Source organism: Sinomicrobium sp. (genome assembly GCA_029266035.1).
Lineage (GTDB): Bacteria > Bacteroidota > Bacteroidia > Flavobacteriales > Flavobacteriaceae > Sinomicrobium.
In genome coordinates this window covers 78,917-104,247 of record JAJUFH010000006.1, presented here as the reverse complement: position 1 = coordinate 104,247, position 25,331 = coordinate 78,917, and the positions used below count along the sequence as shown (strand labels likewise).

Below are 25,331 nucleotides of genomic sequence, written 5' to 3'. Positions count from 1 at the left end.
TAAGAGTGAGCATTTCAAGGGATTGGATAAGTTTGAAAAATTTGTAGCACCACAACCCATTTCCAAAACATTGATCTATGGCGGGGTAAAGGATCAGGCTCGCAGTAATTACCTCGTCAAAAGTTGGAGAATGCTTGGGGAAGAGGAGCCATGATCTGGGTGTACTTGTAAGAAGATCACCACGTCACCTCCTACCCATGACGCATTTTTAACAAACCACTGATTAACAGCAATTTAGTGTAGGGAGGCGTCATTAAAATTTATGCGGTTGCCTAAATGTTAGTTCTCGTGATGACAGCACTAGACAGAGAGACTTGGAGACGGGGAGAAGAAGAGGTGAGGAGAAGTTTTTTCGGGCTGAAAGCGCAAACCCGTCCCAATATCCCAAGTCCTTAACGTTATTCCAGAGGCTCCGGCTGTCAAACCCAAGTCACACTAAGAACTAAAAACTACAAACTAATCAACTACAAAACAAACAACAAAACTCCTCCCAGCAAAGAAATCACTCCCTCACCTCAAAATATCTCTCCTCTCTTTTCTGTAAAAAATAAATTCAAATTTTATGAGTAAAACTTGCGATTTTAAAAAATAAATAAGAATTTAGTTAAAACTTATTAACATTTTAACCCAATTAACCTATCAACAACTATGAAAAACAAGTTTACCCGCGTTTTAATGGTATTCGCGATGCTGAGTGCCGTTATTTTCTATTCTTGTGTAAAAGAATTTACCCCTGAAGATCCCGTTCTGAATTCTGAAGCCAATGCAGTAGCCAGTAATTGGCAGAGCGGTGATGTGTACAAAGATTCCAACAACTGGACGGAGGTGGTAGTTGGGAATATCCCTTTGGTGATCAGTGTACCTCACGGGGGAAACCTTAAGCCTTCTAATATTCCCGACCGTACATGTAATAATCCCACTACGATTACAGATGCCAATACCCGCGAGCTGGCACGGGCTATAGAGCAGGAATTTATCAGTAAGTACAATATTCGGCCTTATATTATTTTCTGTCATTTGCAAAGGGCCAAAATCGATCAGAACAGGGCGATTGCCGACGCTACCTGTGGCAATTCGCAGATGGAGACTGCCTGGCATACCTTTCACAATTATATAGACACCGCCCTCAACGACGCTGTTGCCAAGCACGGGCGAGCCATTTATATAGACCTTCACGGACACGGGCACCCCAATCTGCGTTTAGAGCTGGGGTATAGCCTAGGTAGAAGCAGCCTGATAAATGTGTACAACGGTGTCAATTTGCCGACACATTCCGGGAATTCATCTATCAACAACCTGATGGAGCTGAATCCCTATATGGATTTTCGAGAGATGATGTTGGGCGACAATGCCTTTGGGACTATGATGGAAAACGAAGGATATAGAGCTGTGCCCAGCAAGCAGGATCCTTATCCGGCTACTGGGGAAGCCTTTTTTAACGGAGGCTACAACACCCGTCATTTTACCTCCGACGACTATCCGAATGTATACGGTTTTCAAATTGAGTGTAATCGGGTAGGATTGAGAGACAACGCTACCAATCGTGCGGCCTTTGCCAAAAAGTTTGCCAAAGTGATGTTGAATTATATGGATATTACGGAGATTGCCGACCCTGTTGATGAGAATGCGTCTATAGGGACCTATCAGGTAACCTTAGACAACCCGGGATATCTGAACGGACCGCGTTTTCTGAATGTGGTAAACGGGCAGACATACGGGTATCCGAGCAAGCAATTGGAGCCTGCAGAAAATGCCTTGTATCACCAAGAAAAAATAGACTTTGTCTTTTTAAACGGCAGCAGTACCGGAGCTAATTTTATAGCACCTTCCGATGCGAGTCGCTTGAGTCAATGGGATACCGGCGACAAGATCAATGCAAACTGGTTGGTTAAAAATGAAGGAACATTTATTAAACTAGACGCTTCTTCTCAAGCTAATGCCTTGTTTACTAATGCCCAAAATGTAGGAGATTTACACGACGCCTACCAGCAGGCTCAAAGTATGGTCTCTTCACAATCCGGTTATTCCCTCACCGAACACGGTTCGGGAGAACACGTCAACAAAATACAAAACGGAGATGTGATCTTCTTCCGCTCGTCTTCAAAGAAAATATTGGCGGCGTTTAAGGTTACGGGCTATGCTACCGGAAGTGCGGGTTCAATAACGCTGTCGGCTAAAGTAGATAAGAGTCAGGCGGTAAGCGTACCGCGAAGTAAGGATGTCTTAAAAGCGGGTACTCTTGCCGTGGGAGGGTGGTCTTCATTAGGTCCTGAAGGTGATACTTATCACGTAGACTTAGCCAATATCAAGAGACACGATCCGGAATCGGCCGATCAGGTGAAGAGCAGCATAGACATGCTCAACCTATGGTCGGGGGTAGGTCACGCTAATTTTATGGCTCCTTCAAATGGTGCAGTTACCGCTTGGGGAAGCTCTACACGTATAGCTGATTGGTCTGTTAGAAATAGCGGAACCTTTGTGCGATTGTCCAATCCCACTCAGGCGGAAAACGACACCTTCGACGAGTTGAGTACTCGACAGTCTTTGATCGATGCTTACAATGCTGCTGTGAGCAATATCACTTCAAGATCGGGTTATGAATTGCAGAACAACGGTCCGGCTACTCGAGTGCGACGTATGGAACCTGGAGATATTATCTATTTTAAATCGAATGCTTCGGGACGTAACTTGTACGCGGCGATTAGGGTAGACGATATTACTTTGGGCTCTTCCAACGGACGGGAAGTGATCGATATTTTGGTGAAGAGCAACAAAAAATAAGTGAGGTTTGACAGCCGAGCGAAGTGAATTTATCTGTAAAAATTCATTTCATCGATATATTTCCACACCTCGTGATGTAGGAGGGGAGTTACATTTCTCCCCTCTTTTATATCTTTGCGTACCGCGGTTGCAGATATTTCTATAATGGGAGCATCGACCTTAAAGATGCGGTCGAGAGAAACTTGAACGGTTTGCACAGAAGGGGTAATCCTGGGGTATACGTAAACCGCGTGATGTTTGAGAATAAGTTCGTAGTTTTTCCACTTGTGCAATCCTTTCAGATTGTCTTCGCCCATGATGAGACAAAATTCCCTGTTCGGGTATTTTTCTTGTAGGTACGCAAGTGTATTTACGGTATAGTTGGGCTGTGGGAGTTTGAATTCTATGTCGGAGGGCTTTATCTTTTCAAAGTCTTTCGTGGCTCGGTACACCATTTCCAAACGGTGGTGATCGGGGAGTAAGCTGCTTTTTTTCTTAAACGGATTATGGGGGGTAACCACCAGCCATATCTCGTCTAAATCGCTGTGTTCGGCAAAGTGATTGGCAATAATGATATGTCCGATGTGAACCGGGTTGAAGGTTCCGAAAAAAAGGCCTGTCTTTTTGTGGATAGTCACGCTGTAATCGTTGTATTAGTCTGTATGCCCGTTTACAAAGTTGTCAACCAACTCTTCTGCCTCTCTGAGGGCAGTTGCAAGATCGTAGTTTTTAATGATTTTGTCAAATTGTGGAGCCGTAGCTAGCTCTACCGAAGCTTTTGCAATACGCATATTGATCTTGTCTTCCGGTTCGGTCTTGCGTTTTTTGAGACGTATTTTTAATTCGTCTATACTTGGGGGCTTTACAAAGACAGCCAAGGTTCGATCGGGAAATTTTTTCTTGATACGCAATCCTCCCGCTACATCGATGTCGAATATAACGTGCTTTCCCAATGCCCAAATACGCTCTACCTCACTTTTGAGGGTTCCGTAAAAATTGTCTCGGTACACTTCTTCCCACTCCAGGAAGTCCTCTTCCTTAATGTGTTTTTTAAATTCTTTAGTGCTGAGAAAGTAATAGTCCTTTCCGTCTTTTTCTTCTCCTCGTGGCGCACGTGAAGTGGCGGAAATAGAAAATTCCAGATTCAATTTTTCAATGCCCAGCAAATGTCGTACAATAGTGGTTTTTCCACTGCCGGAAGGGGCCGAAAATACTATGAGTTTTCCTTGTTCTGGAGTATTGTTGTCTGACATATCCGTTCAGGATTGGGTTATGGGGTTTTACAGCACATTGAGTACTTGTTCCTTGATCTTTTCCAGTTCGTCTTTCATTTGCACCACAATTTTCTGCATAGGGGCGTAGTTGGCCTTTGAGCCTATGGTGTTGATCTCCCTTCCTATTTCCTGACCGATAAAACCGAGCTTTCGTCCGTTGGAGTCTTCTGAGTTTAAAGAGCTGATAAAGTAGTCGAGGTGATTGGTAAGCCGCACCTTTTCTTCTGTGATATCAAACTTTTCCAGATAGTATATGAGCTCCTGTTCAAATCGGTTTTTGTCTACGTTTTCCTTGAGGTCGCCCACAGCTTTTTCCAGGCGTTCACGCACGTGAGCTATACGTTCCGGGTCGAGGGTCTTTACCTGATCCAATAGTTGTCTAATGTTTTCTATACGCAACAGGAAATCTTTTTCGAGTGCGCTTCCTTCCTCACGACGAAAGTTGTCTATTTCTACAATGGCCTCGTTCAGGGCGTTGGAAATAGCTTCAAATTCTTTTTCGTCTATATCAGCTCGCTCTGTTTTGAGAGCGTCCGGCATACGTATAGCCATCTTGAGCAGATCGATATCGTCGGCATCGCTGATGTTTCGGAGTTGACGGATATATTCCCTTACCGCGGCTTCGTTGATCTGGGAGGAGGTCTCTTCTCCTGTGATCTCCACATAGAGACCGAAATCCACTTTTCCCCGAACCAGAGAGCTGGCTATGGTATTGCGCATTTGCAGCTCTTTTTCCCTGTACAGAGAGGGAATCCTGGCATTGAGATCCAGACTTTTGCTGTTGAGCGACTTGAGTTCTATGGTGATCTTTTTGTTAGGGAGTTGTACTACCGACTTCCCGAAGCCCGTCATCGATTTTATCATCCTGATTTTTTATAGAAATAAGTTGGGCAAAGGTAAGTAAATTAGAAAACATAAGGGTATTAAATAAAAAACACCGGCTTCCGGGCTATTGGCTCGAATCGGTGTTCTCTTCGGTTTAGACGGTGATTTTAAGGAAGTTCCCTAATCCAGATATTCCGGTAGCTTACCGGACTCCCGTGATCCTGTAGTATTATGGGCCCCTTAGCATGTGGCTTTACTTTGGGCCATCCTATGTATTCGGTGGTTCCCTTGATCTCTACGTGGTCTTGAATGAGAATGCCGTTGTGTATCACGGTGATGGTTCCCTTTTTTACGCGTTGTCCCTTTTCAAATTCAGGCGCGTGAAAGATGATGTCGTAGGTATTCCATTCACCGGTTTTTACAGAGGCCATGGCCAATGGGGCTTGTTGTTTGTATAGCGATCCTACCTGTCCGTTTACATAGGTCTCATTGTCGTTGTTGTCTAGGATCTGTATTTCGTACAGCCCTTGGAGAAATACACCACTGTTTCCCCGATTCTGACTGTTTCCTTCTATCTTTTCGGGCGATTTCCATTCGAGGTGAAGCTGTACACTTCCAAATTCTTTTTTGCTTTGAATGTCGCCGACTCCGGGTTTTACCGACATACTGCCATCGCTGTTCAATACCCATTTTGCCCTTTCTTTTGTCTTGACACTGATCCATTCGTCCAAATTCTTTCCGTCAAACAACACTATGGCATCACTCGGAATCCCATTGTTCTCTACAGCTGGGATTACCTTTGGAGGCACCGGACTGTAAAACTCGGTGGCCTCAGGATTTGTGGGTTCTTTTTCAAGGCCGTTTTGCTGGGCGTAAATACATATACTACCTGTGAAGAACACTAAGATGCATAATTGAGTTTTTGACATTTTTACGAGTGGATATATCATTTGTTCTCTGTTTAAGGATAAATCATCAGAAATATAAAAGCAAATAAATTGACTAGGAGCACTACACCGTATATAAAATTTGATTTTCCCCTATTTAACGATAGCATTACGGTAAATACGGATAATGCCAATAGAACGATAGAGTTGATGTCTAATCCCAAAATAATGGGAATATCCATTATAATGCACAATATAGCCACACTGGGAATTGTTAGCCCTATACTTGCCAATGCTGATCCCAATGCCAGATTTAAACTGGTTTGAAGCCTGTTTTTACTTGCAGCGAAGATTGCAGCTAGGGCTTCTGGTAATAAAATAATGGCTGCAATGACAACCCCTACCAATGTTTTAGGTAAATTGTATCCTACAATAATACCTTCGATAGTTGGTGAAAGGGTCTTTGCCAATAAAACTACTATACCCAAGCTGGCAATTAGTGCGATAAGACTTGTTATAAATACCTTATTACTAATTTTGATGGGAGTTGCGGTTTCTTCGTTTTCGTCTACGCCAACGGTGAGAAAATATTGTCGGTATTGCCTTGTTTGGGCCAATAGAAAAGTGGTGTAGATAACCAGGCAGACAACAGATGCGAAAATAAGCTGAGGTGTGGAATAATAAGAGCCTTGAACACTTTTTGTAAAGGTGGGAAACACCAATGTAAAGACCACGATTGAAATCAAAGAAACCAAAGCGATAGTTACTGAAGAAGCGGAAAATTTCTGTTCGTAATGTTTTAGTCCACCTATCAGCAAACAAAATCCAATAATACCATTTAGAATAAGCATAGTGGCCGAATAGACCGTATCTCTCGCGAGTGTAGAAGCCGAATCAGTAGCTTCAGACAACATCAGTGACACAATAATAGAAACCTCGATCACTGTAATAGATACTGCAAGAATAATGGTTCCGAAAGGTTCACCAACCTTTTCAGCGATTACTTCAGAATGGTGTACCGAGGCCATTACGCTGAAAACAAGCAAAATACTCGCAATAATTTGGGAGAATCCACTATTGGGAATTAAACCTGAAAAAAACAAAATCCAGGCTAAAATCGGTATAAAAATGGTCCATTGGAGTAATGATTTCATAAAGGTATGTTGTAATAAGATTATTTATCTGCTGAAAAAACAGGGTTCTAAAATACAATTTTTTACCTTTTATTTTCTAATCTTTAATCAAAGAGAAATCAATATTCGCCAAGGCGATAAGATGTTAAATCAATTTACCACTTTTATCGGGGACTTGATTTTATATCGATTTTGCTTATAAAGACCTTATTTTTATGTTTCTAAAAGATACTTTGTCGCCGTGGTGTTGAAGTCCTATCTTGCCCGTTTTGTAAACTCCGAAGCCTTCCCATCCTTTAAACTTGGAGTTGTCGATCATATTTTTCCACTCCTCACCGTGTACGGGAAAACTCACGATCTCTACTCCGTTGAGCCACACTTTGCCCTCGTTGCTGTTGTGATCTATTTTTACAATCATGGTATTCCACTCACCCGCCGGCTTTGCCATTTCACTGGAGGGGTCGACCATATCGTACAGGGCACCCGATTGGTGACTAGGACCTACCTTGGCATCGGGATGCCTTTCGTTGTCGATGATTTGTATCTCCGGCCCTGTTTGATAGGGCTCTGGTAGTTCCGCGATTTCTCTTACGCCCCAAAATACTCCGCTGTTTCCCCCTTCTGATATTTTCCATTCCAAGGAGAGTTCAAAGTTAGTGTAGTCTTTGTCACTTACCAGGTTCTTCCCGCCCGCTTTGTTGTCGTTGTCTGGCGTGAGTACCATAGCTCCGTCTACAACACTCCACTCCGGAGAAATCTCATCGGCATTGTAGCCGTGCCAACCGCTAAAGGTCTTTCCGTCGAAAAGAAAGACCCATTCACCCTCAGCTTTTTCCGAACTGTTGTTCTGCTGTGTGTCAAGCTTTATTGCACCCTCTTGTTTCGGTTTGTTTTTGTCAACTTTTTCCTTGCAGCCGCTCATCAGTGCCAGTGCGACCATACAAATACTTATTCTTTTCATCTTCTGTATTTTTTACAAGCGGAAATAACCACTCTGTATTATTAGAATCTCAAATTACAATCCCAGTATTCTTGTCAGTTTGTCTTTGTCTACATCGCCCCCGGCAAAGTTGTCAAAGGCCTTTTCTGTAGCTTCTATGATATGCTGTTGTATAAAAGGAGCCCCTTCTCGGGCGCCTTGTTCGGGCGATTTTATACAGCACTCCCATTCCATTACGGCCCATACGTCGCAGCCGTATTGGGTGAGTTTGGAAAAAATGGTTTTAAAATCTACCTGCCCGTCTCCGAGAGATCGATACCGTCCTGCCCGGTCTATCCAATCGTTATATCCTCCGAAGGTTCCTTTTTTTCCCGTGGGGTTGAACTCGGCATCTTTCACGTGGAAGGCCTTGATAAATTCGTGGTAGTGGTCTATATAGGCGATGTAATCCAGTTGCTGCAATACGAAGTGACTGGGGTCGTAGAGGATATTTATCCTTTTGTGATTTCCGGTAGCTTTGAGAAATCGCTCAAAGGTATCTCCGTCGTGCAGGTCCTCACCGGGGTGGATTTCATAGCAGAGATCTACTCCGTTTTCGTCGTAGGTGTCTAGTATGGGTTTCCAGCGTTTTGCGAGTTCATCAAAGCCCATTTCTACAAGACCCTGCGGACGTTGAGGCCAGGGGTGTGCAGTGTGCCATAAGAGCGAACCCGAAAAGGTGGCATGGGCTTTCAAGCCGAGTCTTCTGCTTGCCTTAGCTGCTTTTTTTACTTGGTCCACGGCCCATTCGGTACGGGCTTTGGGATTGTTTTTGTAGGCCTTGGGAGCAAAGTTGTCAAACATGATGTCGTAGGCCGGATGTACGGCGACAAGCTGCCCTTGAAGGTGGGTAGAGAGCTCCGTGATCTCCAGTCCGTATGCTCCTATTTTTTCTTTTAGTGCATCACAGTATTCCTGCCCTTCCGTTTCGTCTGTACTCCCTGCTTTTTCGAGCTCTATCAGAAAGTTTTCGGTGGTGGGGATTTGTATTCCTTTGTACCCTAGCGATGAAGCCCATTCGCACAGGCCTTCCAGCGAATTGAAAGGAGCCTTGTGGTCTACAAATTGCGCGAGGAATACTCCCGGACCCTTTACGGTTTTCATAGTGATGTAATTATAGATTTAGACTTTTACAGGCTTACCCAAGCCGAATTTTTGCTGTCGCTTTCCACGGCGGCGTGAATAAACCTTACACCTCGTACTCCGTCGTTTACCGTGGGGTAGTCGGGATCCGCAAGTGTTTTTCCTTCCATTGTTGCCATCAGATGGACGGCAAAGTTCCGGTATATATTGGCGAAGGCTTCGAGATAGCCTTCCGGATGCCCGTTGGGTATTCGCGACACTGCTCTAACCTGATCGTATATGCCATTTCCATCAGGTGTAAAGATTTGTTCCGGACGGTCTGCCCATTTTACAAATAGTCTTGTAGAGTCCTCCTGTCTCCACTGTACACTCCCTTTGCTGCCGTATATTCGTATGGATAGGTCGTTCTCTTCTCCCGTAGCGATCTGCGACATAGACATAGCCCCTTTGGCGCCATTTTCCATTCGGAAAAGGATGTTGCCGTCGTTGTCGAGTAGACGTTGCGGACCGATGCGTGCCAGATCGGCGGCGATTTCGGTGATCTTCAATCCGGTGATATAAGATACCAAATTTTCGGCATGGGTTCCTATATCGCCCAGCGAGCCACCTACTCCCGATTTCGAAGGGTCGGCCCTCCAGGGCTTTGTCGTGGCTTGTTCGTCTAGTTCGTTGGTCATCCACCCTTGAAGGTAGTGTACCTGCACTTTTCTAATTTCTCCCAGATCTCCGTTTTTTACCATAGCTCTGGCCTGTTTTACCATGGAATTTCCGGTGTAGTTGTGGGTAAGGGCAAACAGCAGTTTGTTGTTTTCTACTAGCTTTTCAAGGGTTTTACCCTCGGCGACTGTAAGGGTCATCGGTTTGTCGCACACCACGTGAAAACCGTGCTCTAACGCCATTTTTGCCGGTTCGAAATGTAGGTGATTGGGGGTGACTATAGATACAAAATCCATGCGTTCTCCTTCGGGAAGCCGGCTTTCTTTTTCTATCATTTCGCGAAAATTTTCATAACAGCGATGCTGTGGAAGGTAGAGCGACTTGCCCGTTTCCCTCGATTTTTCAAGGTTGCTGCTAAAGGCTCCACATACCAATTCTACCATGCCGTCCATGGTCGATGCCTTGCGGTGAACGCCCCCCATAAAGGAGCCTATACCTCCGCCAACCATGCCCATTCTCAATTTTCTCATTGCGTTTATTGTTGATTTTTGCGTTTAATATTGACTAGGATTCTTTGAATGCTATCTTTTCATTTTTAAAGAAAGCGAGGAAGAGTAGAGTAACTACAACGGCTATTCCTGCAGGTACCAGCCAGACATGCTGCCAGAACGCGGCAATGCTTTCCGATTTCATTCCGGCATATACTGTGCCTATATAACCCGCTACCCAAAAACCTATCAACTGTCCTAGTCCGTAGGTGGCCAAAGTTATTAAACCTTGGGCAGCACTCTTGTATTTTGTTCCGGCTTTGCTGTCGGTATAGATCTGCCCGGATACAAAAAAGAAATCGTAACAGATGCCGTGCAAGGCAATACCGATGAGCAGCATATAGGTTGCTGCACCGGCATCGCCATAGGCAAAAAGCGCATAGCGTATAGCCCAGGCCAACATACCTACTACTATGGTGTTTTTAAAGCCAAATCGGGAGAAAAATACTGGAAGCAGCAAAAGGCACAGAGCCTCGGAAGCCTGTCCTATAGCCATTTTTCCGGTGACACCTTCCATGCCTATTTCGCCCAAAAAGTTGTTGGCGTTTTGGTAGTAAAAAGCCAGGGGGATGCAAATGAGTATGGAAGAGATAAAGAATACCAGGAAATTCTTATTGTTGAGCAATTTGATAGCGTCCAGTCCGATTATAGAAGACAGAGAAGGTTTTTCTGACGAATTTACCTTTACAGGAGGAGTTTTAGGCAGGGTAAAACTGAACAGACCCAAAATCAGTGAAGCGATAGCCGACATTAAAAAGGTGTTTTTTAACAACCCATTGGCGATACCTTGGTCCGAGTCCCAATAAAACAGGTATGAGATACACAATCCGGCGATAATCCAGCCTATGGTTCCCCAAATTCGAATGTTGGAAAACTGTTTTTCGGGATTTGTCAATTGCCTGAAAGAAACAGAGTTTACCAGAGCTAAGGTGGGCATAAACAAAATCATATAGGCCAGCACATAAGGGAAGAAGGCAGCGATGTCGGTAGCCTGGTACATGAGGTACATCAGCACTGCGCCCACGAGGTGTAAAACCCCCAAAATGCGTTCGGCATTAAAGAAGCGATCGGCAATCATACCGATGATAAAAGGCGCTATAATCGCTCCCCACGACTGTGTGGAAAACACATTGGCAATCTCGTAATCACTGGCGTTTAGATTGACAGGTAAGAACCTTCCCAATGTTACAAACCACCCTCCCCATATAAAGAACTCCAGAAACATCATAAGGGATAGCTGGAATTGAATTTTCTTATTCATAGATATAGATTTTTAGGTATCCTTTAGACTTCGGGATACGATTGGTTGATTGTGATACTCAAGCTATCTTTTTGCCTATGTTGAGCAGCAGATCGCGAGTGGCTTTGATCCCTTCTTCCTCACTCAGTCTGTTGCCCTCGTATTCTACACCTACATATGCCGTGTACCCGCTATCCTTTACCATACGTATCATTTTTTCGTAATCGATGGTGGTTTCCAGACCTTCGGAATCAAAGTCGTACGACTTGGCACTCACTCCTTTGGCATAGGGGAGAAGTTCTGCAACACCTTTGTACCTGTCGTATTCTTCCACGCATTTTCCGTCCTGTTTGTCTATACAGAAATTGCCAAAATCGGGAAGGGTGCCGCAATTGGGCATATTCACCTCTTTTATAACCTCTGCCAGCAGGGCAGCATTGGAAGAGAAATGTCCGTGATTTTCAACCAATACATTAATGTCCGATTTGGCAGCGTAGCTGGAAAGTTCAGAAAGGGCTTCTGCTCCGTATTTCTTCCAATCTTCTGGCAGTGGCTCTCCGAAGAGATTGACCCGTACAGAATGGCACCCCAGTTCGGCTGCGGCATCTATCCATTTGTGGTGATTGGCTACAGCCTTCATCCGCTCCTCCTTGTTCTTTACCGGAAGATTACCTTCGCCGTCTACCATAATAATCAGGTTTTTTACACCCTGATCCGAACTGCGCTTGTCGAGCTCTTTTACCAGCTTGCTCATGGCGGTAGGCGTATGCGAATTTTTTGTCAGTTCGTTTATGTACAGTTGATTTACGTATTCGAGTCCTGCAAATCCCCATTCACTTGCCTTTTCGGCAAAGCGAAAAGGGTCGAATCCCTGTTCTAGTATCATTCGGTGAATTGACCACTGTGCGAGAGATAGTTTAAAAAAGAGCGAAACTTCCTTGTTTGCCTCGACGTTCTCCGGGGTGACCTGTGGCTGTTTGCCTTTTTTTGGGTCCTTGCAGGCATATAGTCCTAATAGCGATAAGGCGGCGCCTGCTTTGCCCGAATTTTCCAGAAATCTTCGTCGGTTCATGCTAATAGGGTTTAGAAGTGAGATGCTAAAATAATAAGATTTACAAGGAAAAGGTGTTTATTCGGTTAAAAAATATATAATAAGATGCAAAATTCATATATTTGAGATCTATTCATAAATGTAGAAATAACAATATATAATGGGCGCTATTTATTACAATTCTCCGCAGGAGGAGTACGACGCTATTGTTATCGGTACCGGGATTAGCGGAGGATGGGCAGCCAAAGAGCTGTGTGAAAAAGGTTTGAAAACACTGGTGTTGGAGCGGGGGCGTATGGTAAAGCATATAGAAGACTATCCTACCATGCACCTAGATCCGTGGGATATGGACAACGGAGGGGCGCCTACTCAGGAAGACCTTAGGAAACAGGGCAAACAAGCCCGAACGGGTTATACGATCAAACAAGATAGCAAGCATTTTTTTGTGAATGATCTCGAACATCCCTATAACGAAGACAAGCGGTTCGACTGGATGAGGGGATATCACGTAGGAGGGCGCTCTATTATGTGGGGGCGACAGAGTTATCGCCTCAGTGATATCGACTTTGAGGCCAATCTCAAGGAGGGGATAGCCGTAGATTGGCCGATACGGTATAGAGATATAGCGCCTTGGTATGATTATGTGGAAAAATACATAGGGGTGAGCGGTGAGAAACTGGGACTCCCTCAGTTGCCCGACGGGCAATTTTTACCTCCGATGGATCTTTATTGTGTGGAGGAGGACCTAAAAAAATCGATGGCTGAAAAATACGACGACGGGAGATTGCTCACAATAGGAAGGGTGGCCCATATTACCGCGGGAGAATTTGAAGGAAGGAGTCCTTGCCAGTACAGGAGTCGTTGTATAAGAGGATGTCCTTTTGGAGCGTATTTCAGCAGTAATTCATCTACTTTACCCGCGGCGGAGCGCACCGGGAATATGACTTTGAGACCTTTTTCTATAGTGCACGAAATCGTGTATGACAAGGATAAAAAACGCGCTACAGGGGTGAGAGTTATCGATGCGGAAACTTCAGAAACCCTGGAGTTTAAGACCAAGATTATCTTTGTGTGTGCCTCTGCAGTGGCTTCTACTTCTATACTGATGCAGTCTAAATCTGAAAGATTTCCCGACGGTATGGGCAACGATTCCGGAGAGCTTGGACACAATATCATGGATCATCATTTTCAGGTTGGAGCGAGAGCAAAGGTAGACGGTTTTGAAGACATGTATTTTAAAGGAAGAAGGCCCAACGGATTGTATATCCCCAGGTTCCGCAACCTCGGTGGAAAAACAGACAGAAAGGACTTTTTGAGAGGATATGGCTATCAGGGTGGTGGAGGAAGAGGTGACCTGAGCAGTACCGTGAAGGAATTGGCTTATGGAGAAAAACTCAAGGAGTTGATCATGAGTCCGGGAGATTGGGGAATCAACCTGCTCGGATTTGGAGAGATGCTGCCCTATCACAACAATAAGATGTATTTGGATTACGACAAGAAAGACAAATGGGGACTGCCGACAGTTACCTTCGATGCCGAGTACAAGGAGAACGAATACAATATGCGTAAGGATATGAAGCAGCAGGCGGTAGAAATGCTCGAAACTGCCGGTTTTAGGGATGTTAAGCCCTACGATAACGGTGGGGCTCCGGGGCTCGGTATCCACGAAATGGGAACGGCGCGTATGGGAAGAGACCCGAAAACTTCGGTGCTGAATGCTCACAATCAGTTGCACTCTGTGCCCAATGTATACGTGACCGACGGAGCGGCTATGACCTCGTCGAGTTGTGTAAACCCCTCGCTTACCTATATGGCACTTACTGCAAGAGCCGCCAATCACGCAGTGGAAGAACTCAAGAGAATGAACTTGTAAAACAAAGAACACCATGCAAAGAAGAGAAGTGTTAAAAAATATAGGATTGTCGCTCGGACTTGTGGCTGCAACCCCCACGCTGATCAGTATACTGCAGAGTTGTACTGCCGACCCCAAGGCTAGCTGGACGCCAGAATTTTTCAGTCCTGAAGAAGGAGATGTATTGTCAAAAATGACAGACATCATCATTCCGACTACCCCAGATCTCCCGGGGGCTAGAGAATTGAATGTGCCTCAGTTTATCGATAAGTATTTCAATGAGGTGTACAGTGCGGAACAACAAAGGAAGATGCGTGACGGAATCAAGGCCTTTGCCGAAAAACTCGGCGCGGAAAGTCCGACAGATTTGCTGAAATCGAGTCCGGACGAAGTGGAAGAAGTAATTGCTGCTGCGCTTCAGGCAAGTGTTGAAGAGCGAAAAGAATGGGGTGAGGTACTCAGAGAATATCGCGATAATGGAAAGCTCACTCCAGAAAATCGTGACGCTTTGGTATTCGATTTTGTAAAAGAAGTGCGAAGTAAAACTATTCAGGCGTACAAGATCAGCGAGTATATAGGAGAGGAAGTGCTAGCCTACGATCCCATTCCGGGAGTTCAAAAGGGGTGTATTCCCCTGGAAGAAGCAAGTGGAGGGAAATTGTGGTCATTGTAATATTTGTCATACTGAATTGATAAGCTTGAACTAAAAAATGCAGAGAAGGAAATTTGTACAACATTCGTTAATAGCCGGCTTGGGAGCATCTGTAGCTGGAACAATAGGTGCTTTTGCCTCCGAAAAGAAGTCGGAAAAAAAGGCGAAACAACCACATGCGTTCAACCTAAAATACGCCCCTCATGAAGGGATGTTTAAGCACAGTGCAGGCGGGGATATCATTTCGCAATTGGAATTTATGGCAGCGCAGGGCTTTACTGCTTTTGAAGATAATGAAATGAGAAACCGTCCCGTAAACCTGCAAGAAGCCATAGCCAATACTATGCAAAAGCTGAATATGGAAATGGGAGTGTTCGTCGCACATAAAATATACTGGTCCGAACCCAATCTGACCAGCGGGGACGAAGGGAAGCGCGAAGAGTTTCTCACCGATATACGAAAGAGCGTAGAGGTGGCCAAACGAGTCAATGCCCAATGGGTGACCGTAGTGCCGGGTTATAGAGATCTTCGCCTGGAACCTGGATATCAGACCGCCAATGTGGTGGAGTCGCTAAAAAGGGCTTCGGCTATACTCGAACCTCATGGAATTGTTATGGTGCTAGAACCCTTGAACTATATGAACCACCCCGGTATGTTTCTTTCCAAATCGGCTCAGGCTTATGAGATATGTAAGGCAGTAGCCTCACCTTCCTGCAAGATATTGTACGACATTTATCACCAGCAGATTACCGAGGGTAACCTCATTCCGAATATCGAAGCCAGCTGGGACGAGATCGCTTACTTTCAAGTAGGGGACAATCCCGGTAGAAATGAGCCTACCACAGGAGAGATCAATTACAAAAACGTGTTTAAATATATTCACAATCGTGGTTTTGACGGGATTGTAGGGATGGAACACGGTAATTCTCGACCCGATGGAGTGGGCGAACTAGCCGTGATAGACGCCTATAAGCAAGTAGACGATTTTATATGAGAACACAAAAAATCCCTCCTCCTTGCGGAAAAGGGATGCGTTGAGAATATATAAATTTTTTACAGTGTTCTGAGGAATTCTGCAATATCCCTAGCTTCGTCTTCAGTGAGGTTCTGATCTAGCATCAATGTGCCCTTGTACTCTTCTACCAAAGCCTGAGCAATGGGGTCTTCTTTTTGCATTTGCGCAGGATTGAGTATCATGTTCATCACCCATTCCGGACTTCGTCTGTCGTAGATGCCGGTCATAGCCGGACCTATGAATTTTTGGTCCGTTTTGTGGCAGGCGGTACATTTGGTCTTAAAGGCTTCTTCGCCCCGGCTCACCATCGCCTGGTCTATATCTCCGAAAACAACTTCTTTAATAGGGCCTATTCCCTTATTTTCCATGTCTACCGGTACCTGCGAAGTCGCCGTAGTTTTGGCCGCTTTCGCTTCGGTTTTAGTCCTTTCGTAACTGAATTTTTTCTTTTCTTCTTTTTTCTCTCCGCAACCGGCGAGTACAACAGCCGTCCCTAGGGCTATTGTCAATAGTAATTTTTTCATTTTTCTAACGGTTTTGACAATGCGTTTAAACGGTTGATCTCACCGTCTTCCACATTTTTAGGTTTGTCTGAAACTACAGTATTGGCTCGAAATAAAAGAAAAAATACGCAGTAAATTTCATTTTCCGCCGCAGCTGTAATTTCAGCTACTAATATAGGTAATAAAACAGAGTTTTAAGGTCGGGTTTAACATATTTTGAGAGCTTTAACGTTGTAGTTGGCCGGTGATTGGGTTATTTTTTCCAAGCAAAAAATGTATCTTTACAATTGCTATGCATGCATAGTATAAAAAGAGAAAATCTTATGTATTTCAAGGAGTTTGACATTAGGTGGAGCGATATAGATGCCAATCGTCATCTGGCCAATTCTGCCTATATTAATTTTATGAGTCACACCAGGATGTCTTACCTGACGGAAAAGGGGCTAGGGCAGAAGCAATTAGCCGAGCATCGACTCGGACCGGTAGTTTTTTACGAACACATCTATTACTTTAAAGAAGTCTTTCCCGGAAAGCCGGTAAGGGTATCGCTAGAACTTGCTGGAATAAGTGAAGATGGTATGTTTTTTGAGTTTCACCACAATTTTTACGATGCTTCGGGTCGGAATTTTGCACATTGCGAAATGCTGGGAGCGTGGATAGATATGACTTCTCGGCAGCTCACAGGCTTACCTGAAGAATTTCTGTCTCTCTTGCAAGAGATTCCCAAAACCGAAAAATTTAGAATACTGACTAAGGCCGACACTCGTAGGTATGGCAAAGAGCCTAAAGACCTCCATATGTAAAAGGGTGTTGCAATGGCAACTCCTAAGTATTTGCCAAAAGTAGGCTATAGATTGTCGTCTTTTTTTGTCGTGGAAGTCGTTTTCTTGTTTTTCAGATAGACGCATTTTTTTCCGTAGTCGATAATCGCCTTTGACTTTCTGAGAATATCGGCACCTATGATGCCGTGTACGGGCGGGCAATCGTGTTGTATCAGCGCTTCGTTAACATGTGAGAGATCGAAGAGTACCAGCTTTACCTTTGCTCGCGTCCAGTTTCCAATAGTCAATGTGTTTTTGTGAGATACTAAGGTGTCCATATTGGTAGCACCCGCTCCAGAGGCCTTGATTTCTGAATTTTTAGTGTTCAATTCGAAATGGGAAGCGCAATCAGTACCCACACAGGTGCTGGAAGCCCCGGTGTCTAAAATAAACCTACCCTTAATGCCGTTGATCTCTGCGGTAATTTCAAAGTGATTGGTATTGGTGAGTTCTAGTGGGATACGGACAAAATTTTTTCCGCTGAGCAGGGTTTTTAGACTTTTCATGTATTACCTTAGTTTATATACGCTGTATGACAGACTACGGGGTTTGAGTATACCCGACTTTTGTAAAAAGTTATGCAAAGATAGTTTAATGTTTATATTTTTGTGGCATGATTATTACCGATACTCATACCCATTTGTACAGCGAAGCCTTCGATGCCGACAGAGACGAAATGATACAGCGCGCCATAGCGGCAGGAGTAGAACGTTTTTTTATCCCAGCCATAGATTCTTCTTATACCCAAGCCATGCTGGAACTGGAACACAGCTATCCGGACAGAATGTACCTTATGGCTGGACTACACCCCACTCATGTAAAAGAGAATTTTGAGGAAGAATTGGCTCATGTAGAGGCAAACTTACAGCAACGCAGGTATTATGCCATAGGGGAAATAGGTATAGACCTGTATTGGGATCGCAAGTTTTTGAAACAGCAACAGCAGGCTTTTAAAAGGCAGATACAACTTGCCAAAAACCATGGGCTTCCTATTGTAATTCATTGTAGAGAGGCATTTGATGAGGTTTTTGAAATTCTTGAATCGGAAAAAGGAGACGATTTGTTCGGTATCTTTCACTGTTTTACTGGTACCTTAGAACAGGCAAGGCAGGCAGTTTCATACGGGATGAAACTCGGAATAGGAGGAGTGCTTACCTTTAAAAACGGTAAAATAGACCAGTTTCTGAACCAGATATCACTAGATAGTATTGTTTTGGAAACAGATGCTCCCTACCTCGCTCCCACGCCGTATAGAGGTAAGCGAAATGAAAGCGCATACTTAGTGAAAGTGCTCGAAAAAATAAGCGAAGTGTACGGTCTGTCTGAAAAAGATGTTGCGCTTAAGACTACTGCCAATGCCACTGAGATTTTCAGAATATAAGTGGTAAAGCCAATAAATTTTTGTTCATTTGTAGGCTGTGCGTAACTTTGCTACCGGGTATGGACTCCCGGTTCTGATAGATATACAGGGCTGTAGGTTTGTAGCGCTGTTGTTTTTAGATGATGTGGAAGTCCTGTTAAAGTGATATCATTTGGATAATTATAAAGAAATCAGACCTTATCTAGACAGTGAGGTAAACGCTGTCTTGCGCGAGTACAAGGAACACCCCATGTTTCGTGCCCTGCTACATTTTTCCTTGCCGGATAAGAGCGCGGAAGAGATAGAGGAAATACTGAATTCCTGTCATTCCATAGACGATTTTCAGGCCAAAGTAATCTACTACTGTGTAAAAAATGTCTTGGAAAAAAGTGCTGAAGGATTCTTTGCGGAAGGCTTTGACAAGTTGGCTTCCAACACCTCATACCTCTTGATATCTAATCACCGCGATATTGTTATGGATACCAGCTTGCTGAATTTAGCTCTGCTCGAAAACGGTTTGGTGCTCACAGCTACAGCTATAGGTGATAATCTGGTGCACAAGCCGTTTTTACTGACGCTTTCAAAACTGGTTAGAAATTTCTTGATTCAAAGAGGCTTGCCGCCGCGGGAAATGCTGGAGAGCTCTCGTAAGGTATCGACCTATATAAAACACCTGTTGGAGGAGGAAGACCGGTCGGTGTGGATTGCACAGCGGGAAGGGCGAACCAAAGATGGCAACGACGAGACTCAACAAGGAGTGTTGAAAATGTTGGCTATGGCCAGCGATGAGGCTCATGTAATGGATTATTTTAAGAAGTTGCGCATTACCCCTGTCGCTATTTCTTATGAGTACGACCCTACCGATTTACTGAAAATGCCTGAGCTTATGGCCAGACATTACGATTTGGAATACGTAAAGTCGAGCAACGAAGATTTTAATTCTATAATGAAGGGGGCCTTGGGGCAAAAGAAGCGAATCTGTATTCAGGTGGGGGAAATCAGCGATAGTGAGCTAGATGAGATTAGAGATAGTGGAGAATCGGTCAACAGGCAGTTTCAGATGCTCGCCGACTGTATCGACAAGCAGATTCATATAAACTATAGATTGTGGCCTAGCAACTACCTGGCTTACGATTTGCTGAAAAATACGACTAGGTTTGCAGATCGATATGACGAGAAGGAGAAAAGACAGTTTGAGCGGAGACTCGAAAAACGGGTAGGTGGGGAAGACGAAGTGACTCGAAAAAATTTTCTGGCCATGTATGCCAATCCGGTGATAAACCGTATGAAATACGAGCCGACCTTGTAAAATTGGAGCGAATAGACGTATAGTATAGAGTGCCAAGACACCGGTATTTGGGGCTTGTTTTTGATAGTGATTTCACAAACTTGTATATGGGAAAAAGATCGGATATACTCCTGTTGTACACAGGGGGAACTATCGGAATGATAAAAGATTTTAAGACAGGGGCACTCAGAGCTTTCGACTTTGACAAGCTCGTAAGTCGCATTCCAGAATTATCGCACTTAGACTGCAATATAAAAACGGTGTCTTTTGATGAACCGATCGATTCGTCTAATATGAATCCCGAGCATTGGGGGAAGATTGCGCAGACTATAGAAGAGCATTACGACAACTTTGACGGTTTTGTGGTGCTTCACGGTAGTGATACCATGAGCTATACCGGAGCGGCCCTGAGCTTTATGCTCGAAAATCTGTCTAAGCCGGTGATACTTACGGGGTCACAACTGCCCATTGGAGACCTGCGTACCGATGCCAAAGAAAATCTCATCACCTCTATACAGATTGCAGCCTTGCAAGACGGGGGGAAGCCGGTGTTGTCGGAAGTATGTCTTTACTTTGAATACAAGTTGTATCGCGCCAATCGAACCACCAAGATCAATGCAGAACACTTCGAAGCCTTTGCTTCGCTCAATTATCCTCCCTTAGCCGAAAGCGGTGTTCACCTAAAAGTGAACAGAGAATACCTGCTGTCGCCCAATCGGAGGAAAAAGCTCAAGGTTCATAAGGAATTGGACAATAATATAGCTGTAATAAGATTGTTTCCCGGGTTCAGTAATGCGGTGTTGAAAGCCGTTTTCGAAACTCCCGGACTAAGGGCAGTGGTACTTGAAACTTACGGTGCTGGAAATGCCCCTACAGATGAGGAGTTTAGCGAGGTGTTACAATCGGCAATCCGAAATGAGATTTTTGTGGTCAATGTCACCCAGTGTTCCGGAGGTAGTGTTTTGATGGGAAAATACGAAACCAGTACACATCTTCAAGAACTTGGGCTTATCAACGGGAAAGATATTACCACAGAGGCCGCATTGGCAAAACTGATGTACCTCTTGGGAAATAAAATTAGTAGAAAAGCGTTTAGAACTGTGTTTGAAACACCTTTAAGAGGAGAGATGAACTAAAAATAACGAGATAAATTTTATCAACTAAAAAAAAATTCGTTATTTGGCACCCCAAAGAAATCCCCACGGGGCGAGCAGTAGAAAGAGAGAGGTGGCCGAGTGGTCGAAGGCGCACGCCTGGAAAGTGTGTATACGTCACAAGCGTATCGAGGGTTCGAATCCCTTCCTCTCTGCAAAGGCAGGTTGGTTTATTACTTGCTTCTCCGTAAGAAGACAACAGTAAATTTTACTTTGTTTGAAAGAAAAGAATAACGATACAATAAGTTCTTAAAAAAATGTTTCTTTTTTGGTTTTGTGCCAAAAAGGTAGAATCTGAAAGGTTTTGTTTTCTTTTAATTGCGGATTTTTAATTTAAAATTTTTATATCTTTAACCCTATTAACTAACAAAATTTAAGTTTAAAAGAAATGAAAAGATTATTTTCTATTCTGGCTGTTGCCGGATTAATGGCTCTCAACGCAACGACGACAGAAGCGAAGGATCTTGCTCCTGTTGTGCCTGAAACTGTTTCAGAGATTGTTGCTATCGCAGATGACGCTGCTGCTTTTGTTCAGGATGATGCTGCTGCTTCTCAAGAAAGCAACAAGTCATTTCACCAAGTATTGAAAGAAAGGTTTATCGAAGGTGGTGCCGGATTTATGGGGATTGTTCTTCTGTGTTTGATACTCGGTCTTGCCGTGGCTATTGAACGAATTATGTTCTTGAACTTCTCTACTACAAATACCAAGAAATTTACAGCTAAAGTAGAAGATGCTCTTGCTTCAGGAGGTGTTGAAGCTGCAAAAGAATTGTGTAGAAACACCAAGGGTCCCATTGCTTCTATTTATTATCAGGGATTAGATCGAAGTGAAGAGGGTGTAGAAGCCGCCGAAAAAGCTGTTGTAGCATACGGAGGTGTACAAATGGGACAACTGGAGAAAAACGTATCTTGGCTCTCTCTCTTTATCGCTGTAGCTCCTATGCTCGGATTTATGGGTACGGTAATCGGTATGATTCAGGCCTTTGATAAAATTAGTGCCGCCGGTGGTCTCGACGCTTCACTTATCGCAGGTGATATTAAAGTAGCTCTTTTAACAACGGTATTCGGTCTTATCGTAGCGATTATTCTTCAAATATTCTACAACTATATCATCGCTAAAATAGATAGTATAGTTAATGATATGGAAGACGCTTCTATCGTATTGATCGACTTGTTAGTAGCTCATAGAAAATAATCAAAGGAGATATATTATTATGAAAATATTTAAAATCGTATTAATCCTGTTGAGTGTAATAGGCGTTGCGCTCTGGCTTATGCTGCCGGATGGAGATGTCCCCGTTGAGGTGGCATCCGGAGATTCCAACGTAAATCTTATGTTCGTTGTGTCTTATATCCTGCTTGGTATAGCTATAGTAGTGACCATCCTGTTTACAATAAAGGGAATTTTAGGGCATCACAAACTCAAACAAATGATTACCTCGCTCGTGGTTTTTGGCTTGGTATTGGTTGTGAGTTATTTGGTAGCTTCAGGAGATCCGATTCTGGCGCAAGATGGATCTGTTGCCGCAGATGCTTCAACGTCTAAACTAGTCGGTGCCGGTTTGATAGCGTTTTACGTCTTAACAGTTTTGGCTGTTGTCGCGATGCTGTCTTCCGGAGTGAAGAAAGTTTTATTTAAATAGGGAATAATTATGGCAAGAAGAGAGATACCGGAAGTAAATGCCGGGTCAATGGCGGATATCGCGTTCCTTCTGTTGATATTCTTTTTGGTAACTACTACCATAGAAACAGATGTGGGGCTCGACCGAAAACTTCCTCCAATGGAAGAAGTTGATAGCGAAGTTACTATTAAAGAAAGGAACCTGTTGCAAGTGCTTATCAACAAGGATAATGCTCTCATGGTAAATGAGGAGATTATTCCTCTTGAAGATTTGCGACAAAGAGCCATAGATTTCCTCGACAACGGAGGGGGAACCAACGATAAAGGAGAGACCTGTGATTATTGTCAAGGAGCAAGAGATGAGACTTCATCGGTTCACCCGCACAAAGCGATAATCTCTTTGGTTAACGACCGAGAAACCAAGTACAAGACGTATATCGCTGTGCAAAACGAACTTGTAGCCGCGTATAACTTCTTGCGAAATAGAGAGGCTCAACGTCTTTATAAAACGAATTTTACTACGATGCAGGATGATTATAACGATCCAAAAACTTCAGATGCTCAAAAGGATGTACTGAAAAACAGGATTGAAAATATTCAGAAAATGTATCCGCAGTATTTGTCGGAAGCAGAACCGAGGAAAAACTAAAAACAACACAGTATTATGGCTAAATTCAAAAAGAAGAAAAGTGGCGAACTACCTGCTGTGTCTACAGCCTCTCTGCCGGATATTGTATTTATGTTGCTGTTTTTCTTTATGACAGTTACAGAGATGAAAAACGACGAGCTGATGGTAGATAATGTTCTCCCAACGGCAGATCAAGTGCAGACACTGGATAAGACGGATAAAAATGTGGTCTATATTTATGTAGGTAAACCACATCCGAGATATCAAAGTAAATACGGTAGCTTACCTCGAATTCAGCTGAATGACAAACTGGAAAGTGTAAGCGCTGTGGCGCCTTTTATACTTTCGGAAAGAGCTGATATGAGACAGGAGGTTCAAGCTACTATGACTACAGCATTGAAAGTAGATAACGAAACTAATATGGGGCTGGTGTCTGATATCAAACAGGAACTCCGCAAGGTCAATGCCCTTAAGGTAAATTATTCTACCAAGCAAGGGGATGCAATGAATAATCTTGATTGATTTCTCGCATTTCTTGAAACTTATATTTTGAAAGACCGGTCAGATTTGGCCGGTTTTTTCATTTTTACTTGTTATTGCAATTGTTTGTAGCGCTGTTTGACGAACCGAAAAAACTCATTAACTTGATATCCCAATACCAGAAATCTATGAAGATACAGTTGTTGATAGTATTATGCTGTTTTGCTGTAATAGGCTCCGTCCAGGCTCAAGAGAGAGAAGATACGCGATTGTCGTTGACCGATACCACCAGAGTTGATCGCAAATACAAGGAAGATCAGGTTTATATAGGGGTTACCTATAATATGCTCTTAAACCGCCCCGACGACGTGAAACAACAAAATCTTTCGAGGGGAATTCAGGTGGGTATTATTAAAGATATACCTTTGAATACTGCTCGTAATGTGGCACTCGGTATAGGTGTGGGCTATGGTTTTAATTCTTACTTTCACAATTTACAGGCAATTAAGAACAATGGCAAAACCGATTATCGACTTATTCCTGAAGGTACCGATTACAAGCGAAATAAAATGGATATTCACGTGCTGGAAGTGCCCGTCGAATTTCGGTGGAGAACTTCTACTGCAGAGAGTTATAAGTTTTGGAGAGTGTACGCAGGGGTTAAATTTGGCTATGTTTTTGCCAACCGCTTTAGATTTAAGGGTGAACAAAGCACGGGCTTTTCCAACAGCGATATAAGGAAGTTTCAAAGCGGATTGCAACTCAGTGCCGGATACAATACCTGGAATTTTTATGTGTACTACGGTTTGGGAAAACTCTTTGACGATGATATAGTTACGGCAGAGGGTGAATTTCTTGAAATGAGCGCCCTGAAGATAGGGATTGTTTTTTATGCGCTTTAAACGGCGTTTTGCCTATAGTATAAAACAGAATATAACAATTTGAGGAATGGCGCCGATAAGTGCTCCTATAACTATTTCGCGAAGTGTATGAGCCCTGAGGTATAACCGGGATACGGCAATGACCCCTGCAATAATGGCAAGGGCTGCTAGTGCCGGTGCTGTATTGGTTTGAAAGTGTATGCTAAATCCGAAAATAAAGGCTGCTACGCCCATTATTCCCATCATGTGAAAACTCGCTTTTACCTTAAAGATAACTAGTAGCAAGCATAGAAATAGTGTGCCGGTAATACCTGTGAAAAAATAATGCAAGGCAGGAGAAAATTTTGACGGAGCGATATAAAGACTAATTACATACATAATGATTATGGATGCATATAAGGGTATTCTCCGCTCTTTTACCGATTTGAGTTCGTGAGAGTCTACCCATCCCAAGTGCTTCAGTAGCCAGTACAATGCTATAGGGATGAGTACGGTGAGAATAAAGATGGGAAAAAAGACCTTTTTCTGTAGCTCGTAAGGGATGTATGTCGGAGATAGAAGAAAGTAAGCTACGGTTCCTGTAAAAGGCATAAACAGGGGGTGAAAGAGATAGCTTAATATCCTGCAGATTGTCATGAT

The 25,331-nt window shown here is 43.6% G+C and carries 26 protein-coding genes and 1 tRNA gene; 14 read left to right on the top strand and 13 right to left on the bottom strand.

What is annotated here, in order from left to right:
• Window positions 1–648 precede the first annotated feature (648 nt).
• Window positions 649–2,781: a hypothetical protein gene (locus tag ACYZZR_RS05330; RefSeq protein WP_461532966.1), complete on the top strand. Its 2,133-nt coding sequence runs from the start codon at window positions 649–651 to the stop codon at window positions 2,779–2,781.
• Window positions 2,782–2,810: 29 nt separating this feature from the next.
• On the opposite strand, the gene nadD is transcribed toward ACYZZR_RS05330, so the two are convergent.
• From nadD to ACYZZR_RS05280, 10 genes are all read right to left on the bottom strand, one after another.
• Window positions 2,811–3,392: a nicotinate (nicotinamide) nucleotide adenylyltransferase gene (nadD, locus tag ACYZZR_RS05325; protein WP_461532968.1), complete on the bottom strand. Its 582-nt coding sequence runs from the start codon at window positions 3,390–3,392 to the stop codon at window positions 2,811–2,813.
• Between the two features lie 21 nt (window positions 3,393–3,413).
• On the bottom strand, window positions 3,414–4,013 hold the full coding sequence (gmk, locus tag ACYZZR_RS05320) for a guanylate kinase (RefSeq protein ID WP_461532965.1): 600 nt from the start codon (window positions 4,011–4,013) through the stop codon (window positions 3,414–3,416).
• 27 nt (window positions 4,014–4,040) lie between these two features.
• On the bottom strand, window positions 4,041–4,898 hold the full coding sequence (locus ACYZZR_RS05315) for a YicC/YloC family endoribonuclease (protein ID WP_461532964.1): 858 nt from the start codon (window positions 4,896–4,898) through the stop codon (window positions 4,041–4,043).
• Window positions 4,899–5,026: 128 nt separating this feature from the next.
• Window positions 5,027–5,809: a 3-keto-disaccharide hydrolase gene (locus tag ACYZZR_RS05310; protein ID WP_461532963.1), complete on the bottom strand. Its 783-nt coding sequence runs from the start codon at window positions 5,807–5,809 to the stop codon at window positions 5,027–5,029.
• Between the two features lie 11 nt (window positions 5,810–5,820).
• A complete protein-coding gene (locus ACYZZR_RS05305; RefSeq protein WP_461532962.1) occupies window positions 5,821–6,900 on the bottom strand; it encodes a calcium:cation antiporter in 1,080 nt (359 codons plus the stop codon).
• A 175-nt stretch (window positions 6,901–7,075) separates the two neighbouring features.
• Window positions 7,076–7,840, bottom strand: coding sequence for a 3-keto-disaccharide hydrolase (locus ACYZZR_RS05300; protein ID WP_461532961.1), 765 nt, complete (start codon window positions 7,838–7,840; stop codon window positions 7,076–7,078).
• A gap of 54 nt (window positions 7,841–7,894) precedes the next feature.
• Window positions 7,895–8,962: a sugar phosphate isomerase/epimerase family protein gene (locus tag ACYZZR_RS05295; RefSeq protein WP_461532960.1), complete on the bottom strand. Its 1,068-nt coding sequence runs from the start codon at window positions 8,960–8,962 to the stop codon at window positions 7,895–7,897.
• Between the two features lie 26 nt (window positions 8,963–8,988).
• A complete protein-coding gene (locus ACYZZR_RS05290; protein WP_461532959.1) occupies window positions 8,989–10,128 on the bottom strand; it encodes a Gfo/Idh/MocA family protein in 1,140 nt (379 codons plus the stop codon).
• 34 nt (window positions 10,129–10,162) lie between these two features.
• Complete coding sequence (locus ACYZZR_RS05285; protein WP_461532958.1) at window positions 10,163–11,407, bottom strand: MFS transporter; 1,245 nt, start codon at window positions 11,405–11,407, stop codon at window positions 10,163–10,165.
• Window positions 11,408–11,465: 58 nt separating this feature from the next.
• A complete protein-coding gene (locus ACYZZR_RS05280) occupies window positions 11,466–12,458 on the bottom strand; it encodes a sugar phosphate isomerase/epimerase family protein (RefSeq protein ID WP_461532957.1) in 993 nt (330 codons plus the stop codon).
• Window positions 12,459–12,597: 139 nt separating this feature from the next.
• Between ACYZZR_RS05280 and ACYZZR_RS05275 the strand changes: the two genes are divergently transcribed.
• The 3 genes from ACYZZR_RS05275 to ACYZZR_RS05265 are packed head-to-tail and all read left to right on the top strand — an operon-like array spanning window position 12,598 to window position 15,935.
• On the top strand, window positions 12,598–14,310 hold the full coding sequence (locus tag ACYZZR_RS05275) for a GMC oxidoreductase (RefSeq protein ID WP_461532956.1): 1,713 nt from the start codon (window positions 12,598–12,600) through the stop codon (window positions 14,308–14,310).
• A gap of 13 nt (window positions 14,311–14,323) precedes the next feature.
• Complete coding sequence (locus ACYZZR_RS05270; protein WP_461532955.1) at window positions 14,324–14,962, top strand: gluconate 2-dehydrogenase subunit 3 family protein; 639 nt, start codon at window positions 14,324–14,326, stop codon at window positions 14,960–14,962.
• Between the two features lie 37 nt (window positions 14,963–14,999).
• Window positions 15,000–15,935: a hydroxypyruvate isomerase family protein gene (locus ACYZZR_RS05265; protein WP_461532954.1), complete on the top strand. Its 936-nt coding sequence runs from the start codon at window positions 15,000–15,002 to the stop codon at window positions 15,933–15,935.
• Window positions 15,936–15,994: 59 nt separating this feature from the next.
• Here ACYZZR_RS05265 and ACYZZR_RS05260 read toward each other — a convergent pair whose 3' ends face one another.
• Window positions 15,995–16,480 (bottom strand): c-type cytochrome, encoded by a 486-nt coding sequence (locus ACYZZR_RS05260; RefSeq protein WP_461532953.1) that lies wholly within the window; start codon window positions 16,478–16,480, stop codon window positions 15,995–15,997.
• A 302-nt stretch (window positions 16,481–16,782) separates the two neighbouring features.
• Between ACYZZR_RS05260 and ACYZZR_RS05255 the strand changes: the two genes are divergently transcribed.
• Window positions 16,783–17,262, top strand: coding sequence for an acyl-CoA thioesterase (locus tag ACYZZR_RS05255; RefSeq protein ID WP_461532952.1), 480 nt, complete (start codon window positions 16,783–16,785; stop codon window positions 17,260–17,262).
• Window positions 17,263–17,306: 44 nt separating this feature from the next.
• Here the strand turns inward: ACYZZR_RS05255 and ACYZZR_RS05250 are convergent, their stop codons facing one another.
• Window positions 17,307–17,786, bottom strand: coding sequence for a retropepsin-like aspartic protease family protein (locus ACYZZR_RS05250; protein ID WP_461532951.1), 480 nt, complete (start codon window positions 17,784–17,786; stop codon window positions 17,307–17,309).
• 107 nt (window positions 17,787–17,893) lie between these two features.
• On the opposite strand from ACYZZR_RS05250, the gene ACYZZR_RS05245 reads away from it, so the two are divergent.
• From ACYZZR_RS05245 to ACYZZR_RS05205, 9 genes are all read left to right on the top strand, one after another.
• Complete coding sequence (locus tag ACYZZR_RS05245) at window positions 17,894–18,661, top strand: TatD family hydrolase (protein WP_461532950.1); 768 nt, start codon at window positions 17,894–17,896, stop codon at window positions 18,659–18,661.
• Between the two features lie 151 nt (window positions 18,662–18,812).
• Entirely contained in the window at window positions 18,813–19,949 is a 1,137-nt protein-coding gene (locus ACYZZR_RS05240; RefSeq protein ID WP_461532949.1) for a 1-acyl-sn-glycerol-3-phosphate acyltransferase, read from the top strand.
• Window positions 19,950–20,035: 86 nt separating this feature from the next.
• Entirely contained in the window at window positions 20,036–21,064 is a 1,029-nt protein-coding gene (locus ACYZZR_RS05235) for an asparaginase (protein ID WP_461532948.1), read from the top strand.
• 85 nt (window positions 21,065–21,149) lie between these two features.
• Window positions 21,150–21,237 (top strand) — tRNA-Ser (locus ACYZZR_RS05230).
• A 233-nt stretch (window positions 21,238–21,470) separates the two neighbouring features.
• Complete coding sequence (locus ACYZZR_RS05225) at window positions 21,471–22,277, top strand: MotA/TolQ/ExbB proton channel family protein (protein ID WP_461532947.1); 807 nt, start codon at window positions 21,471–21,473, stop codon at window positions 22,275–22,277.
• A 19-nt stretch (window positions 22,278–22,296) separates the two neighbouring features.
• Window positions 22,297–22,725, top strand: a complete 429-nt coding sequence (locus tag ACYZZR_RS05220) for a hypothetical protein (RefSeq protein ID WP_461532946.1) — start codon at window positions 22,297–22,299, stop codon at window positions 22,723–22,725.
• Window positions 22,726–22,734: 9 nt separating this feature from the next.
• Complete coding sequence (locus ACYZZR_RS05215) at window positions 22,735–23,352, top strand: ExbD/TolR family protein (RefSeq protein ID WP_461532945.1); 618 nt, start codon at window positions 22,735–22,737, stop codon at window positions 23,350–23,352.
• A 15-nt stretch (window positions 23,353–23,367) separates the two neighbouring features.
• Entirely contained in the window at window positions 23,368–23,853 is a 486-nt protein-coding gene (locus ACYZZR_RS05210) for an ExbD/TolR family protein (protein ID WP_461532944.1), read from the top strand.
• Window positions 23,854–23,999: 146 nt separating this feature from the next.
• Entirely contained in the window at window positions 24,000–24,713 is a 714-nt protein-coding gene (locus ACYZZR_RS05205; protein WP_461532943.1) for a porin family protein, read from the top strand.
• A gap of 12 nt (window positions 24,714–24,725) precedes the next feature.
• Here ACYZZR_RS05205 and ACYZZR_RS05200 read toward each other — a convergent pair whose 3' ends face one another.
• A complete protein-coding gene (locus ACYZZR_RS05200; RefSeq protein WP_461532942.1) occupies window positions 24,726–25,328 on the bottom strand; it encodes a hypothetical protein in 603 nt (200 codons plus the stop codon).
• Window positions 25,329–25,331: the final 3 nt, after the last annotated feature.

Excerpts from the sequence above, each read along its gene's own strand:
- ACYZZR_RS05330 (WP_461532966.1), top strand. The coding sequence starts at position 649 with ATGAAAAACAAGTTTACCCGCGTTTTAATGGTATTCGCGATGCTGAGT.
- gmk (WP_461532965.1), bottom strand. The coding sequence starts at position 4,013 with ATGTCAGACAACAATACTCCAGAACAAGGAAAACTCATAGTATTTTCG.
- ACYZZR_RS05315 (WP_461532964.1), bottom strand. The coding sequence starts at position 4,898 with ATGATAAAATCGATGACGGGCTTCGGGAAGTCGGTAGTACAACTCCCT.
- ACYZZR_RS05310 (WP_461532963.1), bottom strand. The coding sequence starts at position 5,809 with ATGATATATCCACTCGTAAAAATGTCAAAAACTCAATTATGCATCTTA.
- ACYZZR_RS05305 (WP_461532962.1), bottom strand. The coding sequence starts at position 6,900 with ATGAAATCATTACTCCAATGGACCATTTTTATACCGATTTTAGCCTGG.
- ACYZZR_RS05300 (WP_461532961.1), bottom strand. The coding sequence starts at position 7,840 with ATGAAAAGAATAAGTATTTGTATGGTCGCACTGGCACTGATGAGCGGC.
- ACYZZR_RS05295 (WP_461532960.1), bottom strand. The coding sequence starts at position 8,962 with ATGAAAACCGTAAAGGGTCCGGGAGTATTCCTCGCGCAATTTGTAGAC.
- ACYZZR_RS05290 (WP_461532959.1), bottom strand. The coding sequence starts at position 10,128 with ATGAGAAAATTGAGAATGGGCATGGTTGGCGGAGGTATAGGCTCCTTT.
- ACYZZR_RS05285 (WP_461532958.1), bottom strand. The coding sequence starts at position 11,407 with ATGAATAAGAAAATTCAATTCCAGCTATCCCTTATGATGTTTCTGGAG.
- ACYZZR_RS05280 (WP_461532957.1), bottom strand. The coding sequence starts at position 12,458 with ATGAACCGACGAAGATTTCTGGAAAATTCGGGCAAAGCAGGCGCCGCC.
- ACYZZR_RS05275 (WP_461532956.1), top strand. The coding sequence starts at position 12,598 with ATGGGCGCTATTTATTACAATTCTCCGCAGGAGGAGTACGACGCTATT.
- ACYZZR_RS05270 (WP_461532955.1), top strand. The coding sequence starts at position 14,324 with ATGCAAAGAAGAGAAGTGTTAAAAAATATAGGATTGTCGCTCGGACTT.
- ACYZZR_RS05265 (WP_461532954.1), top strand. The coding sequence starts at position 15,000 with ATGCAGAGAAGGAAATTTGTACAACATTCGTTAATAGCCGGCTTGGGA.
- ACYZZR_RS05260 (WP_461532953.1), bottom strand. The coding sequence starts at position 16,480 with ATGAAAAAATTACTATTGACAATAGCCCTAGGGACGGCTGTTGTACTC.
- ACYZZR_RS05255 (WP_461532952.1), top strand. The coding sequence starts at position 16,783 with ATGTATTTCAAGGAGTTTGACATTAGGTGGAGCGATATAGATGCCAAT.
- ACYZZR_RS05250 (WP_461532951.1), bottom strand. The coding sequence starts at position 17,786 with ATGAAAAGTCTAAAAACCCTGCTCAGCGGAAAAAATTTTGTCCGTATC.
- ACYZZR_RS05245 (WP_461532950.1), top strand. The coding sequence starts at position 17,894 with ATGATTATTACCGATACTCATACCCATTTGTACAGCGAAGCCTTCGAT.
- ACYZZR_RS05235 (WP_461532948.1), top strand. The coding sequence starts at position 20,036 with ATGGGAAAAAGATCGGATATACTCCTGTTGTACACAGGGGGAACTATC.
- ACYZZR_RS05225 (WP_461532947.1), top strand. The coding sequence starts at position 21,471 with ATGAAAAGATTATTTTCTATTCTGGCTGTTGCCGGATTAATGGCTCTC.
- ACYZZR_RS05220 (WP_461532946.1), top strand. The coding sequence starts at position 22,297 with ATGAAAATATTTAAAATCGTATTAATCCTGTTGAGTGTAATAGGCGTT.
- ACYZZR_RS05215 (WP_461532945.1), top strand. The coding sequence starts at position 22,735 with ATGGCAAGAAGAGAGATACCGGAAGTAAATGCCGGGTCAATGGCGGAT.
- ACYZZR_RS05210 (WP_461532944.1), top strand. The coding sequence starts at position 23,368 with ATGGCTAAATTCAAAAAGAAGAAAAGTGGCGAACTACCTGCTGTGTCT.
- ACYZZR_RS05205 (WP_461532943.1), top strand. The coding sequence starts at position 24,000 with ATGAAGATACAGTTGTTGATAGTATTATGCTGTTTTGCTGTAATAGGC.
- ACYZZR_RS05200 (WP_461532942.1), bottom strand. The coding sequence starts at position 25,328 with ATGACAATCTGCAGGATATTAAGCTATCTCTTTCACCCCCTGTTTATG.